This window comes from Fontibacillus forbon, assembly GCF_046559655.1.
In the GTDB taxonomy this organism is placed as follows: Bacteria; Bacillota; Bacilli; order Paenibacillales; family Paenibacillaceae; genus Fontibacillus.
The window spans coordinates 360071-376920 of the sequence record NZ_JBKGFV010000003.1 but is presented as its reverse complement, the minus strand read 5'-3'; the positions used below and the strand labels follow the sequence as shown (position 1 = coordinate 376920).

The 16850-nt window shown below is 53.0% G+C and carries 15 protein-coding genes; 6 read left to right on the top strand and 9 right to left on the bottom strand.

Translation table 11 applies throughout. The features are described 5' to 3' along the window. Nucleotides 1-26 precede the first annotated feature (26 nt). The 4 genes from ACLB09_RS13815 to ACLB09_RS13800 form a co-directional block, all read right to left on the bottom strand. A complete protein-coding gene (locus tag ACLB09_RS13815) occupies nt 27-1061 on the bottom strand; it encodes a sensor histidine kinase (protein ID WP_410770413.1) in 1035 nt (344 codons plus the stop codon). Next, nucleotides 1051-1749, bottom strand: coding sequence for a response regulator transcription factor (locus ACLB09_RS13810; protein ID WP_410770412.1), 699 nt, complete (start codon nt 1747-1749; stop codon nt 1051-1053). The genes ACLB09_RS13815 and ACLB09_RS13810 overlap by 11 nt, the downstream gene beginning before the upstream one ends. Before the next feature lie 288 nt (nt 1750-2037). Beyond that, complete coding sequence (locus ACLB09_RS13805) at nt 2038-3195, bottom strand: hypothetical protein (protein ID WP_410770411.1); 1158 nt, start codon at nt 3193-3195, stop codon at nt 2038-2040. A 22-nt stretch (nt 3196-3217) separates the two neighbouring features. Continuing rightward, entirely contained in the window at nt 3218-5770 is a 2553-nt protein-coding gene (locus ACLB09_RS13800) for a DUF2339 domain-containing protein (protein ID WP_410770410.1), read from the bottom strand. Nucleotides 5771-5957: 187 nt separating this feature from the next. Here ACLB09_RS13800 and ACLB09_RS13795 point away from each other — a divergent pair, with 187 nt between their 5' ends. After that, nucleotides 5958-6554, top strand: coding sequence for a YkoP family protein (locus ACLB09_RS13795; protein ID WP_410770409.1), 597 nt, complete (start codon nt 5958-5960; stop codon nt 6552-6554). A 45-nt stretch (nt 6555-6599) separates the two neighbouring features. Here ACLB09_RS13795 and ACLB09_RS13790 read toward each other — a convergent pair whose 3' ends face one another. The 5 genes from ACLB09_RS13790 to ACLB09_RS13770 all read right to left on the bottom strand — a co-directional run bounded on the left by ACLB09_RS13790 (nt 6600) and on the right by ACLB09_RS13770 (nt 12801). After that, nucleotides 6600-8294 carry a methyl-accepting chemotaxis protein gene (locus ACLB09_RS13790; RefSeq protein ID WP_410770408.1) on the bottom strand — a complete coding sequence of 565 codons (1695 nt, stop codon included), beginning with the start codon at nt 8292-8294 and terminating at the stop codon, nt 6600-6602. A gap of 205 nt (nt 8295-8499) precedes the next feature. Next, nucleotides 8500-9045: a class I SAM-dependent methyltransferase gene (locus tag ACLB09_RS13785; protein WP_410770407.1), complete on the bottom strand. Its 546-nt coding sequence runs from the start codon at nt 9043-9045 to the stop codon at nt 8500-8502. A 100-nt stretch (nt 9046-9145) separates the two neighbouring features. Further along, nucleotides 9146-10048, bottom strand: a complete 903-nt coding sequence (locus tag ACLB09_RS13780) for an alpha/beta hydrolase (RefSeq protein WP_410770406.1) — start codon at nt 10046-10048, stop codon at nt 9146-9148. Nucleotides 10049-10200: 152 nt separating this feature from the next. After that, nucleotides 10201-11142: a helix-turn-helix domain-containing protein gene (locus ACLB09_RS13775; protein WP_410770772.1), complete on the bottom strand. Its 942-nt coding sequence runs from the start codon at nt 11140-11142 to the stop codon at nt 10201-10203. A 75-nt stretch (nt 11143-11217) separates the two neighbouring features. Beyond that, a complete protein-coding gene (locus ACLB09_RS13770) occupies nt 11218-12801 on the bottom strand; it encodes a bifunctional metallophosphatase/5'-nucleotidase (protein WP_410770405.1) in 1584 nt (527 codons plus the stop codon). A gap of 205 nt (nt 12802-13006) precedes the next feature. Between ACLB09_RS13770 and ACLB09_RS13765 the strand changes: the two genes are divergently transcribed. The 5 genes from ACLB09_RS13765 (at nt 13007) to ACLB09_RS13745 (ending at nt 16740) form a co-directional block, all read left to right on the top strand. Beyond that, nucleotides 13007-13981, top strand: a complete 975-nt coding sequence (locus tag ACLB09_RS13765) for a phosphate/phosphite/phosphonate ABC transporter substrate-binding protein (protein ID WP_410770771.1) — start codon at nt 13007-13009, stop codon at nt 13979-13981. 109 nt (nt 13982-14090) lie between these two features. Next, nucleotides 14091-14864, top strand: a complete 774-nt coding sequence (gene phnC, locus ACLB09_RS13760) for a phosphonate ABC transporter ATP-binding protein (RefSeq protein WP_410770404.1) — start codon at nt 14091-14093, stop codon at nt 14862-14864. Further along, nucleotides 14861-15676 carry a phosphonate ABC transporter, permease protein PhnE gene (gene phnE, locus ACLB09_RS13755; protein WP_410770403.1) on the top strand — a complete coding sequence of 272 codons (816 nt, stop codon included), beginning with the start codon at nt 14861-14863 and terminating at the stop codon, nt 15674-15676. The genes phnC and phnE (ACLB09_RS13755) overlap by 4 nt, the downstream gene beginning before the upstream one ends. Continuing rightward, nucleotides 15673-16476 (top strand): phosphonate ABC transporter, permease protein PhnE, encoded by an 804-nt coding sequence (phnE, locus tag ACLB09_RS13750; RefSeq protein ID WP_410770402.1) that lies wholly within the window; start codon nt 15673-15675, stop codon nt 16474-16476. Before phnE (ACLB09_RS13755) ends, phnE (ACLB09_RS13750) begins: the two co-directional genes overlap by 4 nt. A gap of 81 nt (nt 16477-16557) precedes the next feature. Continuing rightward, entirely contained in the window at nt 16558-16740 is a 183-nt protein-coding gene (locus ACLB09_RS13745) for a DUF2524 domain-containing protein (protein ID WP_410770401.1), read from the top strand. The last annotated feature ends 110 nt before the right edge of the window (nt 16741-16850 follow it).

Here is a 16850-nt window from a genome sequence, read left to right as displayed (position 1 = left end):
ATAACGGAATGGACATATTGCGCCTCTCAAAGCGCCGGCAAGAACACCGAAAACACCGATCCCGTGCCGGGCACGGAGGACACTTTAATGTATCCGCCCTGGGACGTGAGAATTTCGCGGGTCAGGTACAGCCCGATGCCGACACCCTCATACTGCGACGTTTCCTTGCTGCGGTAGAAGCGTTTAAAAATATCATTCCACTCGCTCTCCGCGATACCGATGCCGGTATCGGCGATATCGATCCGGGTAAACATTTCGTTCGCCCGGGCCGTAATATCGATGCTTCCTCCGGCCGGTTTGCTGTATTTCACCGCGTTCTCCAGCAGATTAACGAGCGCCTCCGCGGTCCATTTCGGATCATGCCTGGCCATCGTCCCGGGATCGCAATGGATGCGGACGTCGATCCCTTTTTGCTCCGCACCGGCATAAACTTGCGAGACGGCTTTCGTTACCGTTCCGATCACCGGATGCAAGTCCGACCGGATCGCGATGATGCCGTTTTCCAGCCGCGACATGTTGACCAGGGACTGGATCAGCCAATCCAGCTTCGCCGACTGGTCCCGGATGCTTGCGACATGCTGGCGTGCCTCCACGCTAAGGCCGGGGGTTTCCTCCAATAGCCCGCTGTACAAAATAATGTTGGATAAAGGGGTTTTCGTCTGGTGGGAGATGTCGGAGATCAGTGCTTTGATGCTGCTTTTTTCCGCGTCCAGCTTTTGTTTATGCGTGCTCGACATTTCAAAATAACGGGTCACTTTATGCTCCAGGGAGGACACCGCGCTCTCCGTATACCCGGTTTGACGCGGCTGGCCGCTGATGGCCCGGTCGACAATCTCATTGAGCACCTCGGCGGTAATGGAGGCTTCCGCCTGCATCGTCCATATCAGGGCTCCGCCCAGGAGCAGCAACGCAAGCACGAACAAGGCCGAAGCCCAGCCCATTGCCGTATCGAATCCGGTAACATACGTTACGATTCCGATATAAACCGCCGTCAACAGAGCAAAAGTGCCGCCATAGACCGCATATAGGAAGGCCCGGCGGCGTTCACGGTTAGTCCGCATGAGAAACTCCTTCAGTCCGGGTCCAAAGATACCCCAGTCCGTAGACGGTTTTTATGTAAACAGGCGAGGAGGGCTCGTCCTCGATTTTGGAGCGAAGTCTTTTCACCGTGACCGTCAGGGCATTCTCATCCACGAACTCCGCTTCCCGATCCCATACCTGATCCATCAACTGCTCTCTCGTCAAAATTTGGCCCCGGTTGGATACGAGCACTTTCAGCAGTTTCTGCTCCGTTTTGCTGAGCGGCAGGCTAACGCCTGACTTGCGGAACTCCATTTTCCCGAAATCAAGGCTAAGCGGGCCGATCGTCAGCTTGTCTTCATGCAGCGCACGGCTCCGGCGCAGCACGGCCATTACCCGCGAGCGCAGCACCATCAGGCTGAACGGCTTCGTGATATAGTCATCCCCGCCCAGCTCGAAGCCCAGGACGATGTCGGATTCCATATCGTTCGCCGTCAAAAATATGACCGGCACCCGGGAGGTAGCCCTGATTTTTTCGCAAAAATCGAGCCCGTTGCCGTCAGGCAGATTGACATCCAGCACGATCAGATCGATGCCCCCTTCGGCAAACCGCTGCTCCGCAGTCGCCAAATCGTAGGCTTGTTCAATCATGATTCCGTCTTGAGCCAGGGTGAGCGCGATTCCTTTATTTAAACTAATGTCATCCTCCACGATGAGCAGCGTCGTCATCCGGTTACACTACCTTCTTTCCGTCCCGCGTGATTCTTGCGGCGCCTGCTTGCATACCGGCCTCATCCCGCGGCGATTTGTTGTCCATGTGTTGGCCTTATTATACACAAAGTATCCATTCAAGGAAGCGTCATCCGCCTCATTGTACATTTGCTTCTACTTTTTACTAAACGATGCGCAGGCTTACTAAGTTACATATTAAAAACGCGTCACAGCACGCAAAACCCCGGAACCCGACGCGGCTATTGCACTTCATCAAGCCGCACCGGATTCCGGGGCACATTCATTTTATGGGGTTAGCCAATCGACTTTACCGGAGGCAAGGTCTACCTCCAGCCGATCCGTATTCACGATTTCTTCCATACCCTCAGGGTTACGTACGAGCTCGTCGAAGCGAATGGTCACCGTCTCTTCCCTCATCGAGTCCACTTCAGCGATAAATGTGGAACCGATATCGTTCTCATCCCTCGTATTATTCTCCCATCGCGTCGTGTTCTTCACTCCGGTTGCGATATAGAAGGCCTCTTGCCCGCTTAATCTATAATCGTCCGAATCGTGGAATCCCGGTTGCCCCTCGTCGAACTTCTCCATTTCCAAGGTGATCAGCCGGTCGTTGTACGTTTTGTATAGCACCTGATAAATGAGATGCTCATCGGCTCCCAAGCTCTGGAGCAGTTCCCTATTGTCAGTCTCGTTATGGCCGGATGCCTCGCCCAACGCCTTCAAGCTTCGGGACGAAGCATTATACAACGCCAGGCGTTCCTCCGCAATCTCGCTTCGGTCTTCGTTATTACCTGATCGCACAAGCAACAAAAGCCGGCCTTCATCCAGTTCATAGCTGTATACATCCGAGACCCCGTGCCGGTAAACTTCGCCCAATCCGGTAAGGTCATATAATTCGGTCAGAAACGGGGCATCCTCCGCACCGGTATTGGATAAATAATAGGTCCCTTTCGGCTCGGCATTCGCGCCTCCGAATTGTTTTCCCTCATAGTCCACGGTCAACGAATTTTCGGCAAGCTCCAATGCGACATCCTCGTACCCTTCATCCGTCAGCCTGAACTTTCCCAGCTCCCCATCCCATTCAAAATCCGATTCCATCGACCCGATATGGTGCGAATATCCCCTGACAACAGACACGCTGAGGTGATATCTCCCCGGTTCTTCCGGCGAAACGGTGATTTCGGCAACCCCGGCGTTAGCCGGACTGTAGCCCGAAATGAGGTAGCGGCCGGTTACGGCGGTCTCTGCGGTACTTGCGGCAGCCTGTTGTGCCGGAACCTTGACCGGGGCCGCCGGGGCGGGGCTCGATAAGGGAGGCGGTTCGGAAACCGGAGCGTTCCCTGCCATCTCTTGCGTCGAACACCCTGCCGCCATAATGGCACACGTCAGCAAAAAGAGGGAGCCGGGTAAAAGCCGATAGTTAAATTTCTTGAAAATAGTCATAAAGTGAGGCGCTCCTTTGTGCTTAACCCTGGGAATCCGCCGTGGAAGCCGCCTCCTCTGCCGCTCCTAATTTGTTGGATACCTTCTGATAAATATAAGAAATCCCCAACAAGACGATGCCAAAGCAAAAGTATGCAGCGATCTTGCTGCCGGTCGTCATCAGTTGCAAATCGAACAGCAGCATTTTGCCGGTCGAAAACAAGGTCAAGCCCAGGCCGATCCGCCGGATCAACAAATATTTGTACCGGAATCCATAAGTGATATAACCGATCGCGAGCAACAGATATACGGCGCTGAACAGCCAGCCGATGTGGCCGAGCCGGAGTTGAACGCCCAAAATGGCGGTCATGATGCCGAACAGGTAGACGCCCGCGATGATCGGGTACCATTCCCGCTGGCCCGGATACGGCTCCAGAATGCTGATGATCAGATCGCGCCCGCTGAAAAAGACGAGCAGATTGAATCCGATGAGAATCATCAGCGCCACATAGTTCTCCGCGGAATTGTACGCGCCGTCCGCATGCAGCGACGGAACCGTCAAAGTCACCGCCAGGCACGCGAGATAGCCGAACCCGTACAAGATGCGGACGTAATGCTTCACGAACGTGTCATAAAGGACTGCCACTTTGGTAATGGCATATGCCAAAATGAGGGTGATGGCGGCGATCAGCAAGATTTTATAGAAATCGTACAACTCCGAACCCTCAGGCATGATCCGCTTATAAATTCGTCCTGTCTCATAGACCAGATATAACCAGAAGTTAACTAGCGCCACATATTTAAATACGGAGAGAAGAGATCTGTCCCCCGGTCTATACCGCCGCGCGTCTCCGTCGTCCTGCAGGCGGAAGGCGTAAAACAGGGTAAGCACGATCAGCCCGAGCGAAACGAAAGTGTACTTCCATGAATAATCCAAAGAATCCGTATCGAACAAACTAAGGAAACTATCGACAAACAGGAATATGCCCAGACATAGCCCCACAATGCCCCAGCCGATGCGCTCCAGCTGCCGGTAACGGTAAAGATGGCCCAGTATCGTGAGCACCATGCCTTCGATCAGCCATGCCAACGACATATAATGGATGCCGAATTGGAACGGAATGACCAACAGCGAAAAGGTCAGGGAAGTGCCATAGAAGAACAGGCGGGTCTCCTTTTCCTGATGCACGTGTCTCCGGGACAACCGGGCAAGCGCAAAGTAGGTTGCGCAGAACAGGAGCGCAAGCAAACCGCTGAAATCATCCCAATCCGCGGATAACAGCAAGCTGTACAACGTCACGCAGTTAATGACCGTATTCAGGACCAGTAAAGCAAAATCCCACCAGGTCAGTTTGGTTTTATTCTTAAACGGAACGTAAAGGGTAATTCCCAGATACATGATAAAAGTAACGACGGCATATAGCATGCCGACCGCCGTATGCTCCGCAATTGAGACGAGCACCAGCATGGAAAACATATTGAACAGAAAACTTATGTAATTCACGACCACCCAATTTTTCCGGAACGAAATCAACAGGATCAACGCATTCAGCAGGAACAAATACCCCATCGCCACGTAAACGGCGCTTCCCTCCAGACCGAATGCAACCATATAGGAAAAGAACGGAAGATAGCCGCCTACCAGGCCGAAGGAGCAGATCGTCCGGGATTCATACCTGAGCGATAACAATACGGCCGTGGCCGTAATTATAATGGAAAGAATCATTCCTATAGCCAAGCCGATAATTTCAAGCAAGAAATAGCTGTAGAACACCGACCCGTACAAGACCGAGATGCCGCCGCCCAAAATCCCCATGGCGAAAACCGTCTTGTTTTTGCGGAACAGCCACTCTCCGCCGGCCAGCATAAGCGCCCCTAACAGGAAAAAAGCGGCGCCCTTCATATAGCCGTTGAACCAGGTGGAATAGGAATATTGGAATGCCGCGCCTACCGCCAGGATGATGAGAAAAATCCCCAGCTTGTTAAACCAGTTCAGGCCGATTTTCATCTCGATCCGATTCTGCTTCATGCGCCGCTGCATCGTCTCTTCGCTGACGCCTTCCGAAGCCAGTTGTTCATAGCCTTGAGCCGCGTCGCTCCGGATGGTCCGATCCTCGGTCAGTACGCGCTGGCGATGAGCCGCAATCCGGTGATTCAGTTCGTCCTGAAACTGTCCCAGCTTGGCGGTAATGACTTCCTTGTCGGCCCCAAGGAATCTGTCCGCTTGTTCATACAATTGATGGATACGCTGCCTTGCACCATGTTCCACGGCATCAAGCGAATTCATATGCCCTTGCCCCATGGCCGTAAAATAAGTCTCCAGCTTCTGCCGCGACGCTTTGATCAGACTGAGCTTTTCGTCCAGAATCTGCTCGGATAGCGCGTGGCGCAGCGAGCCGTTTTCCTTTTCCAGCAGCTGCAGCCGGGCTTCCAAAGCGGCTACCCGCTGCTGAACCGCCTCATGCTCCCGTCGTAATGTTTCATTCTCCCGCAGGGCATCATTTGCTTCGAACTCCGCCATGAGGTCCTGGTATTCCCGGGCAAGCTGATTTTGTCTGTCCTTGATGGAATTAACCCGATCTTTAAAATCCTTCATCCCTTTCCTCCATTACCGGTTTGATGGTTTTTACTCATTTTACTACAAAACCGCATCGATTCCCTTGTTTTTACAAAATTGTTTCCAGGTCCAGGAACATAACTGGACCTCCGCCCGGTTTCACGGCTCCAGGCAACCGATATACTGAAGACGACACCCGATATGTAAATGAAAGCGAGGACGCACGATGAAAGCGGCCGAAACCACAAAATTAAAAAGAGTTATTCAATGGGCCTGGATGGGATGGGAACAATGGTTTGAGCGATTCAGCCGGGCTCGTTCCCTTTATTCCGGTGAATACGGCATATGTAAAATGTACGTGAACAAGTATCACGGGCCAAGCATCTCTTGCCAGGACGGTACCTGGATCCATACGGGCGACTGGATCGGGGAATTGCATCTGGATAACCGTCTCATTCTGGAGATGCTGCGCACTTACGACGACAATCAGGTCGCGCTGCGTGTCGCCCGGCTGGCTCGAGGGTCGATGCGGCAAATCTGCGCCGAGATGAGGACTCTTCCCCAACTCAGTCAGGTGAAAGCGCTGCAGGGCATCACCTTACTGCACAGAGGTATTACCCACGGAATGGGTTTTGAAACATATCCTCTTAAACAAGGTACCTTTCGTTCCTTGACCACTTATTACTTAAGATTATTGCTCACGGTGTTTCACCCGCGAAACGGGAACCGCATCGGACCGCACGCCGAGAAGCTGGTTCCGCTGCGTCTCGTGATGAGCCGCGATGCCCTGATTGAACGGTTTTCTCCGGCAAAAACGGCATAAAAAAGCCCCGTAAGACGGGGCTTTGTATGAGGCCTTTGAGCGAAGTTAACCATTAATTTTGAATTTGGCGAGCGCCTGATGCAGTTCGCCCGACACTTCCGACAATAAAACCGCCGAATCGTTCAATTCCCGGATGGCATCCAACTGGGTGGAAGCGGACTGCGTAACTTGCCGGGAATTCGAACTGGTCACACGGGCAATTTCCGAGATGACCGTTACCGAGGCGGTAATCTCCTCAATCCCGGCAGACATTTGCTCGGAGGTGGCGGCCAGGTGTTCCATCTGCTCCGCGATTCGGCCGTTGCTTTCGACGATTCCGGCAAAGCTGCGGTCCGTCTCCCTCGCCAGTTCCAATCCACCGGTTACTTTCTGCATCACCGTTTCCATGGCTCCGAGCGATATTTTCACGTCTTCCCCGATCTCGCGGATGACTTCCGAAATCCGGTGGGATGAAGTCTCGGATTGTTCCGCCAGCTTCCTTACCTCCGAAGCGACTATCGCAAACCCGCGTCCCTGGTCCCCGGCGCGCGCCGCTTCAATAGAAGCATTCAGGGCCAGCAGATTGGTCTGCGCCGATATCTCCCGAATCAGACCCAGGATCTCTTCGATTTCCCGCGACTTCTCGTCCAGCCGTTGGATGGTCCGGTCCGTTTCCTGAACCGAAAGAGATATCGAATCCATTTGTTGCAAAGTTTGGCGGACATGGCTTGCTCCGGTATCGGCCTGCCCTTTGGAACGAACTGCCGATTCGGAAACCTCGAGCGCGTGCTCGGCAATATTCTGGACTCCGACCGATATTTCCTCCACCGCTCTGGCATTTTCAGACGTACTTTGGGTCTGATTGTCTGCCCCTTCAGTCACCTGTTCCATCGATTCCGCAATCCGGAAAGACTCCTCCGTCGTTTTCTCGGCAACCGCTTTTAGCCGTTCCGTGGAGGCCGCAACCTTCTCGGAGGCCAGCAATCCCTGCCGGATCAACGCCTTGAGGCTCTCCCCCATCTTGTTGAAGCTGCCGCCCAATCGGCCTATTTCATCTCCCGACTTATCCTGGATGATGGCGGTAAAATCGCCCGTTCCCGCCAATTCCATTGCCTGCGTCACCGCCATGAGCCGTCTTTGCATGCGCTTGATGTACCAAACGACAACGACGCAAGCCACAAGCATGGCCATGACAAACACGATGGCAAATGTCGTCATGAAGTCCTGCTGAATGCTCTGGATCAAATGTTGGGATGCCCCGACATAGAAAATCCCTATGGTTTCGCCGCCCGAATTTTTAATCGGCTCGTAAGCCGCTTGATAGTTTTTGCCTAATACCACGGCTTTGCCGTAATACTTTTCCCCTTGTTTCAGTACGACCTCGGCCACCTTATCGGAAACCGTCGTTCCTAACGCCCGTTGCCCTCCGTCCATCACGTTGGTAGCAACCCGCTTATTTTGTTGAAAAATCGTAACCGTATCTTCGGTGGCCTGTCCGATTTGGTCCACGACTTCCTCATTATCGTTCATTTTGGTATCGCCCTTAAACAATTGCCCTTCCCGGATCTCCCAATCACCCGGATATTGCGAATCCAACCACTGACGGGCCAGCTCCAAATCGCTCTTTGCTTTGGCCGTAGCGAACGATTCAATGCCCTTTTTCATTTGATCCACCGCTACTATTGCTGTTACCACTGCGAATGCCAACAGGATATTGACGACGATCAGGCTGATCTTGGTTCCGATACTTCTGTTCCGCATTTTTGTTACCCACCTTCCCTAATGTTGCCAGCGTTCTTCCATACCGGGCCTGCCTGGTAATCCTCAATCCGCAGCGGAAGTAAATCTATTATATATGCGGATATCCTTGCCGAAAACTAGAAAAACGTAAAAAAAAATCACAACCTGTAAAAAAGTCGTGAAAATTGTTCCATGAGAAACATTTTTGTCGATTTTTGCAATATCGCTATTTTTTGTAAATATAAATTTTCGTCCGGTACATATCCCGGCAAGTAACGATCCGGTCGGGCGTCCACCCCGGAAGCGCAAAGCAAATGCTGATAACAGAAGTCCCCGCAGTCAATTCTTCGCGAAAAAGCGGGTCAAGCCGCTTCATGGCCCCGGGGAATAAATAACAGATGACCGCATCCGCCTTCCCATAGGGATATTTGTATAAATCGCCTCTTATAAAAGAGACATTGCGGACGGAACTCCAGCGAGCCGTCAGGCGGGAAACCGCCAACGGTATGTGCGAATTTTCGATACCGACGATGTTCCAGGACGGATTGATTTTAGCTGCCTGTAAAGCAAGCGTCCCCCATCCCGATCCGGCCTCGACGATATTCGTAATGCCGCCGATCCGCCTAAGCTCCGCCATAGCCGCATGCCGTACCGGCACCGAAGTCGGCGTAGGCGAAATCCCGTTTCTCCAGCTTGTAATTACGATGGATAACAATGCAGATATGCCTAGTACAAAGAATAATGCAGATATTATAGAAGAAAAGGTATCCATCCTTCATGCGCCCCCTTAATAAAGCGCGCACGGATTCCCGTGCGCGCCTTGACTCCATTTTATCCGGAGTAGAAGGGGAATTACAACAACAACCTGAAGCTTAATCCCGGTCTAAGCCCCCGTAGAATAACAAATAGTTTTCCAACTGACTGCTCCAATAGGCATCATCATGACGGCCGCCCGGAGCGACATGCAATTCGTAGGATTTCGTCTTTGCACCCTTCAGGATGCCTTCCAGTTTATCGATCGCGGCCTTAAAGTCATCCTGGTCGCCATAATCCAGATAAATGCTCAATTTATTCAACTTCCGGCTGGCTGCTAGCGCAAGCGGATCGTTATTCGCTCTGGCGTCCGCGTTCGGGAAGACCAACTTCTCCAGCGGCTCCCACATGTCGCCGACAAACAGCGCCGGCGAGTGCCCGCCTACCTTACCGTAGACTTCAGGATGCTTGAACCCGATATGAAGCGCCGCAAAGCCGCCCATGGAGGTTCCTCCCAGATAGCGGGCCTGGCGTGATTTTATGGTATTAAAGTGAGTGTCGACGAATTCGACGACGTCTTTGGAAATATAGTCCTCATACTTGCCCGTGTGCAGCACTCCGGCATCTTCCGGTTTGCCGCTCGCGGCCGAATACCCGGAAACGTCGGAGGAATTGACGCCAAAGCTGTTATTGATCCGCGGCGCGACGATGATCATCGGCTCGATCTTTCCGCTGGAGATGAGAGCGTCCGCGGTTTCGGTAATCTTCAGGGTATTGAACCACTGGCTTTCGTTTACCGTGTAAGAATGGAGTACATACAGAACAGGGTATTCATCCTGCGCATTGTAATGCGGCGGCAAATAAACGCTCATATGCATTTCCTTTTGCAGGGACTCGCTGTAAAAATTAACGCTCATGCTCGCCGAGGATGTACGATCTTTCTGCACTTTCGCCAAACCCATCTGCGGCCCCCCGACAAGGAAGAGCAGCACTGCGCAGAGCATCACTTTGAAACATTTCATGAGACCAGCTCCCTTTTCTTTTTTCTGTTCGATAAAATCTTATCAATTCCGAATTTCGCCGTGTATTGCTAATCCGCAGCGTCTTCCTGCAAATCGGCAGTAAAAAAGACGCCTCCGTTAGAGGCGCCTCTCATAACTGACGGGGAAGTCCGTCAACTGTTCTTATTCAACATCCAGCAATAGGCATTTCGGAATTCCGCAGGGGAATAACCGGAGTATTTGCGGAAATTCCGGAGGAAATGAGCATCGTCGGCAAACCCGATCCGGTCCATGATTTCTGCCGTAGGGAGCGTAGTGTTGCGAAGCATGGAATCGGCCATCTGCATCCGGATTTTATTCAGGTAAGCGATCAGAGACAAGCCGGTAGACTTTTTAAACTGCTCATTTAAAGTCGTTTTGTTCACATGGAACTTGGAGGTCAGATCTTCCAACCTGATTTTCTCGGTATAGTGCGTATGCAAATATTCAAGCACCGGCTTTACCGACTCCGGAACCTCGGAGGGAATGATAGCCGGTGAAAACGTCGTCTGCTGATAGATGCGCCGGATCAAAAACAACAGCTCCAACAAATAGGAACGGCTACGGCAAGGCCAATGGGCATCGGGTTGAAAATGCAAATTATAGTCGATCTCCTTCAGCAGTTCATCCGCATGCCTTGCCACGGATGGATCGAGCGGTATGCCGCCATAATAGCCTTTGCTTCGCTCCAAAAACGGCTCCAGCACCCACAAATCCTGCATATCGGTGGAGGCGGTCTCTTTTTCCGCATGGGCATGACCGACTGACTCTCCGCCGGGAAGCAGACCGTTAAGCCGCTCATTAAGCACCCTCGGCTGAAAAAACAGGGCTTTGGCCGTGACCCGGGTCGTCGAAGGCAGCGTCACGGTTTCACGGTCATGAAAACAGTAGATCGCCGAACCCATGACCGGATAAGCAAGATCCCCTATCTGCATAATTCCCGCGCCTTCCAAAACCAAAACCAACCGGTAACCGGACAACTCGTCCCCGTCCCCGGATAGCGGGGCTTCAGGGCAATAGGACATTCCCAGCCGATAGCCGGGATAATGAATTTTTCCCTCGGTGAAAGGCATCATCACAAACAGGACCTCCTCCCCCTTTAAGATAACATATCCTTCCATCGGTGGAGAAGATCCTTATGATGCCGCAAATTACGGCTCTACTACCACTTTCCAGTTATGATTGCATTCGGCCGGAATTTTCCCCCGCTCCGTAATATACTCTTCGACCAGTTCAGCGGTATCCCTCAAAATCTCCCGGACGATCTCCTTGCCCCGAAACATCGCATAGTCCCCGCCACCGCCTGCTCGGTAGCTGTTCATAACGACATCCAGCTCCATTTCATCCGATAGCTCCACACCGTCATACTTCAGCCGGGTGACCCGGGAGCCGGGAGGTCTGGCAACGTTCAGCGTATATTCAATGCCTTCCCACATGTCGTAATTGTAATGCTGGGCTTTAGGCTCCAGATACGCCGGGTTGACCGCGGGATTCCCATGGGCATCCATGACGAAATAACATGCCGTCTGTTCCAGGGCCGCCCGGATGTCGCGTCCGGTCAGCCGCAGGACGGTCAGCGTATTCGGATACATAAAATTCGTGAGCACATCCCGCCGAGTAATGGCCTCGCCGAAGCCCTTCGACGCTTCGCTGAGCAAAGCCGTGCAGGACACCGACACCCCCGCGCTATCCATCTGTACACGATTGGTGAATTCGATGAAGGGATGCTCTTCGATCCGGCACGCTAAAGGGCTGGCTAACGTCATCCCGGCCTCGCTTTGCCCGATTTGCTCATCCAGCCATGCCTGTGTCCGGTCTTCCAACTCCCGGCTGAGGTTCAACACGGCCGCATCAGGCTTCACAAGCCGATCGGGCTTCAGCAATTCCGCCCGTTTTTCCGTAATGACCCAACGGCCTTGCTCCGAAACGAGATCTATGCTGATTTTTCCCAGCGCCTGGCCGTTGCAACCGGGCTGAATGATCGTCACCCCATGCACTTCCCCGGCCAGAAGCCGGTGCTGGTGCCCGGTAACTAGCACATCGATGCCCGCTATCTCCGTACAGATGGTATAGGCCTGATTCTCACCGGTCGGTTTTTCGCTTGGAGCGCCGGTCTGCAAATCCGCCTCAAATCCGCCGTGATAGGACACGACCAGCACGTCCGGCGCCTCTTCCTTCCGGATACGGGGCACCCACGCTTTCGCCGTCTCCAGAGCATCGTGAAATTGCAAACCCTGGATATGGGCGGGGTTCTCCCAGTTTGGAATGTAGTGCGTAGTCAAGCCCAACACCGCTACCTTAACCCCATCTATCATTTTTATAAGATACGGCTGGCCAAAAGCGGGCTCTCCGCTTCGCTGTGCCGTTATTCCCGCCGATAACCAGGGAAACGCAGAATCCCTCATGACATTGCGCAGCGTCCCGAACCCGTAATTGAATTCATGATTGCCCGGCACGGCGGCGTCATAGTTCAGTTCGTTGAGCGCAGCCACGGCGGGATGGACCCCCGTTTTGTTTTTTATCGCAAAAGAAGACAGCGGAGACCCCTGAATCAAATCTCCATTATCCAACAGCAGCAATTCGGGGCTGTGCATCCGTTCTTTGCGGATCAGTGCCGCCAGCTTTCCAAAACCGAGGTCACACTCGCCTTGGCTCCGGTAATCGGTTGGATGAAGATGTCCGTGGATATCGCTGGTCGCCAGCACCGTAATTGTTTTTGTTTGTCCAGAATCCATAGCAACCTCTCCTTCTCCAAGCATTATTCTAGAATTCTAGCATCCGACATGCAGTTTTATATTAAATTTCATGACTTTACACAAATTTTTCATTCCGCTGACGGCACGTTAATAGTTGCTTCGTATAGTGGAACAAGAAAGGCTTGGAATTGTCCAATAAAAAAAGTGGAGGTCATATCCTTTGAGAAAAATCACGAAATTGATCATGCCCCTGTTCTTATCCATCGCCGTAATCAGCGGCTGCGGTGCCAATGAAGCCGCATCGAACACCGGCGGCAAAGCGGCGGCTAACGCCGGCCAGGAAAATTCGAAAGCCGAGAACGCCAGCAACAACAAGGCTTCCGAAGATACCGGATATGCTCCGGAGAAATTGACTGTACAATTCGTCCCTTCCCAAAATGCGGATACACTCGAAGCCAAAGCCAAGCCGCTGGAAAAGCTGCTGTCCGACAAGATCGGCATTCCGGTAGAAGTCAGCGTGTCAACCGACTATAACGTAATTGTTGAAGCGATGGCTTCCAAAAAAGTCGACGTAGGCTTCCTGCCTCCAACCGCTTATGTACTCGCCAAAGAGAAAGGCGCCGCCGAAGTAATCCTCCAAGCGCAACGTTTTGGCGTTAAGGACGAAACCGGCGAACCGACCGACGAACTGGTCGACTTCTATAAAGCGATGATTATCGTCAAAAAAGATTCCCCGATTCAAAAAGTCGAAGACCTTAAAGGGAAAAAGATCGCTTATCAAAACGTAACCTCCTCGGCGGGGTATGTATGGCCGGCAGGCAAGCTGCTGGAAGCGGGAATCGATCCGCTGAAGGATGTAGAACCGATTACGGTAAAAGGGCATGACCAAGGCGTGCTTGCCGTGTTGAACGGCGATGTTGACGCCGCCGCGATTTTCCAGGATGCCCGTAACGTCGTAAAGAACGATTATCCGACCGTGTTTGAAGATACAAGAGTCCTGACTTATACGGAAAAAATTCCGAACGATACGATCAGCGTCCGTTCCGACATGAGCCAAGAATGGATCGAGAAGCTGCAGAACGCCTTCATCGAGATCGGTAAGGACGAAGAAGGACACAAGATCATTTCCGAAATTTACACGCACGAAGGATATGTTAAATCCGAAGACAGCCTTTTCGATATCGTCCGTGAATACGGCGAAAAGGTAAAGACCGAGTAGTATATACACAATTTAAAAAACGACCCGAAATCCGGCTTTTTGGACGAACTCCTAACAGAGCACACGTTCAAAAGGCCGGGTTTTCAGCACTGGAAAGAAGGAATGCCTCGTGATCGAAATCCGCAACGTATCCAAAACATACGCTAATGGAACCAAAGGACTGAACCATATCAACCTGACGATCGGCCAGGGGGAATTCGTGGCGATCGTCGGATTGTCCGGTGCCGGCAAGTCGACCCTTTTACGGTCGATGAACCGGCTTCATGATATTACCGAAGGCGAAATCATCATCGGCGGCAAATCGATTACAGCAGCCAAAGGCAAAAAATTGCGCATGATCCGCCGGGACATCGGCATGATCTTTCAGAGCTTCAATCTTGTGAAGCGTACGTCCGTGCTCCGCAACGTGCTGGCCGGACGCGTCGGCTATCACTCCACCCTGCGCACGGTTGTGGGCCGGTTCCCCAAACAGGATGTAGAACTGGCCTTCCAGGCGCTGGACCGGGTGAATATTGCCGAGAAGGCTTACTCCCGCGCCGACGAATTGTCCGGCGGGCAGCAGCAGCGGGTCGCCATAGCCCGGGTGCTGGCGCAGGAGGCAAAAATCATATTGGCCGATGAACCGGTGGCTTCCCTGGATCCGCTGACGACCAAGCAAGTCATGGACGATTTGAAACGGATCAATCTGGAATCCGGAATTACGACGATCGTGAATTTGCACTTCATCGATCTCGCCCGGCAGTATGCTACCCGGATCATCGGCCTAAGAGCCGGAGAAGTCGTCTTTGACGGCCCGGTGTCGGAAGCTACGGACGAGAAATTCGCCGAGATTTACGGACGGCCGCTCGGCAAGGAAGAAATGTTGGAGGATGCCGCCGTATGAATGCTAATCCGGAAGCGGAACAACAGGGACGGCGTGCGCCGATCCGGCCCAAGCCCCCGGGCAAAACAAAGCATTATCTGACCGCGGCTTTTATCCTGCTGCTGATTTGGGGAAGCGCCGTGCAGACGGATTCCACGCTGAGCGAACTGGTTCGGGGCTTTCCCGATATGCGCGATCTGCTTTGGGATATGTTTCCGCCGAGATGGACCTATCTCGACAATATTCTGGAAGCGATGCTGGAGACGATCCGCATGGCTCTCGTCGGCACGACGATCGGAGCGCTATTGGCGATTCCGGTGGCGCTCCTTTGCGCCGCCAATCTCATCAAAAGCAGATGGATCTATTATCCGGTCCGCTTTCTGTTGAATCTGATCCGGACGATTCCCGACCTGCTGCTGGCCGCGCTTTTCGTCGCCATCTTCGGACTCGGCCCGTTGCCGGGGATCTTCGCTTTGTCCGTCTTTTCGTTAGGGCTAATCACCAAGCTTACTTATGAAGCGCTTGAGGCCATCGACCCCGGTCCGTTGGAAGCGATGACCGCCGCCGGGGCAAATCTCGTACAGATCATCGTTTATGGCGTAGTCCCGCAAATCCAGGCTCATTTCGCTTCGTTCACCTTGTACACGTTCGAAATCAACGTGCGTGCGGCAGCGGTGCTCGGGCTCGTCGGAGCCGGCGGCATAGGCCATTATTACGAAGTGACGCTCGGATTTTTTGAATATGACAAGACGTGCATGATTATCCTATTCACCCTCGCCGTCGTCTTGATCATCGACTATATCAGCACAAAACTGCGGGAGAGACTGTTATGACGAAGTCATGGAACGAAATCGCACCCAAGCCGAAAAAAAGTCCGCTCCGCTGGTTCATCTATATCGCGCTGGCCGCTGTTTATGTCTGGGCCTTTGCCGGCATTCCCTTCGGCGGGATCAAGGAGACGGCCGGGCAAGTGACGAAGGCGATTGCTTCGGGCCTGTTCTCGCCGGATTGGGACTATGTCTATTTGCCGGACGGAGAAGATCTGCTGCGGGGACTGCTTGATACGCTGGCCATCTCTATTTTGGGAACGCTGATCTCCACGATTCTGTGCTTTCCCTTCGCGTTCTGGTCGGCAGCCAATATGAGCCGTTCCCGCTTGACCTCCGGTTCCGGAAAAATGCTGCTCAGCCTGATCCGGACCTTCCCCGAAATCGTGATGGCGCTGCTGTTCATCAAAGCGGTCGGGCCCGGATCTTTTGCCGGCGTGCTGGCGCTCGGCCTGCACTCCGTCGGCATGCTCGGCAAGCTGTTTGCCGACGAGGTTGAGCAGATCGACCCGGGGCCTTCCGAAGCGCTGATCGCCGCCGGAGCGACCCGGCTCCAGATTTTAAGGTTCGCCGTGCTGCCCCAAGTGCTGCCCGGATTTATGTCCTACACGCTTTACCGGTTTGAAATCAACCTCCGGTCCGCCACCATTCTTGGCGTCATTGGAGCCGGCGGCATCGGCACTCCGCTTATTTTCGCTCTCAGTTCCCGCAACTGGGACCGCGTCGGCATCATCCTGCTCGGTATTATCGTCATGATCACGGTCATCGACCTGATCTCGGGAGCTATCCGTAAAAAGCTGGTCTAATCCGGTCCTGAAGAGATGAATAACTCCGGAATAATCCTCCATAATAGGAAAGGGCAACATGACAAACAAGGAGGACCGACCATGCTTGACAATCTGGAAAGCGACTACGACTGCGCAAGTGCCGGAGACGATCTCCATCAGCTTAAACAGGAGCTTGCCGAATTGCGGGGACAAGGCGCCGGGGATCAAGAAACACAGGAACGCATCCACCGGTTGGAAAATCAAATTTCGTTCATTATGAACAAGTGCGATATTAACCGCTAGATGTTGGAGCGGGCCTAACCGCCCGCAACCAGCCGGACCCTCTTTGCCGGACCGCCGGAAAAGGGGGTTCTCCCTTTTTTGGGCATCATTTTTGTCTAAAAGTTATATGG

Bases quoted from the DNA above. Each gene is read 5' to 3' on its own strand.
- phnE (WP_410770402.1), top strand. From the start codon at position 15,673: ATGACGAAGTCATGGAACGAAATCGCACCCAAGCCGAAAAAAAGTCCG.
- ACLB09_RS13770 (WP_410770405.1), bottom strand. From the start codon at position 12,801: ATGGATTCTGGACAAACAAAAACAATTACGGTGCTGGCGACCAGCGAT.
- ACLB09_RS13805 (WP_410770411.1), bottom strand. From the start codon at position 3,195: ATGACTATTTTCAAGAAATTTAACTATCGGCTTTTACCCGGCTCCCTC.
- ACLB09_RS13780 (WP_410770406.1), bottom strand. From the start codon at position 10,048: ATGAAATGTTTCAAAGTGATGCTCTGCGCAGTGCTGCTCTTCCTTGTC.
- ACLB09_RS13815 (WP_410770413.1), bottom strand. From the start codon at position 1,061: ATGCGGACTAACCGTGAACGCCGCCGGGCCTTCCTATATGCGGTCTAT.
- ACLB09_RS13775 (WP_410770772.1), bottom strand. From the start codon at position 11,142: ATGATGCCTTTCACCGAGGGAAAAATTCATTATCCCGGCTATCGGCTG.
- ACLB09_RS13795 (WP_410770409.1), top strand. From the start codon at position 5,958: ATGAAAGCGGCCGAAACCACAAAATTAAAAAGAGTTATTCAATGGGCC.
- ACLB09_RS13765 (WP_410770771.1), top strand. From the start codon at position 13,007: ATGCCCCTGTTCTTATCCATCGCCGTAATCAGCGGCTGCGGTGCCAAT.
- ACLB09_RS13790 (WP_410770408.1), bottom strand. From the start codon at position 8,294: ATGCGGAACAGAAGTATCGGAACCAAGATCAGCCTGATCGTCGTCAAT.
- ACLB09_RS13800 (WP_410770410.1), bottom strand. From the start codon at position 5,770: ATGAAGGATTTTAAAGATCGGGTTAATTCCATCAAGGACAGACAAAAT.
- phnE (WP_410770403.1), top strand. From the start codon at position 14,861: ATGAATGCTAATCCGGAAGCGGAACAACAGGGACGGCGTGCGCCGATC.
- ACLB09_RS13745 (WP_410770401.1), top strand. From the start codon at position 16,558: ATGCTTGACAATCTGGAAAGCGACTACGACTGCGCAAGTGCCGGAGAC.
- ACLB09_RS13810 (WP_410770412.1), bottom strand. From the start codon at position 1,749: ATGACGACGCTGCTCATCGTGGAGGATGACATTAGTTTAAATAAAGGA.
- ACLB09_RS13785 (WP_410770407.1), bottom strand. From the start codon at position 9,045: ATGGATACCTTTTCTTCTATAATATCTGCATTATTCTTTGTACTAGGC.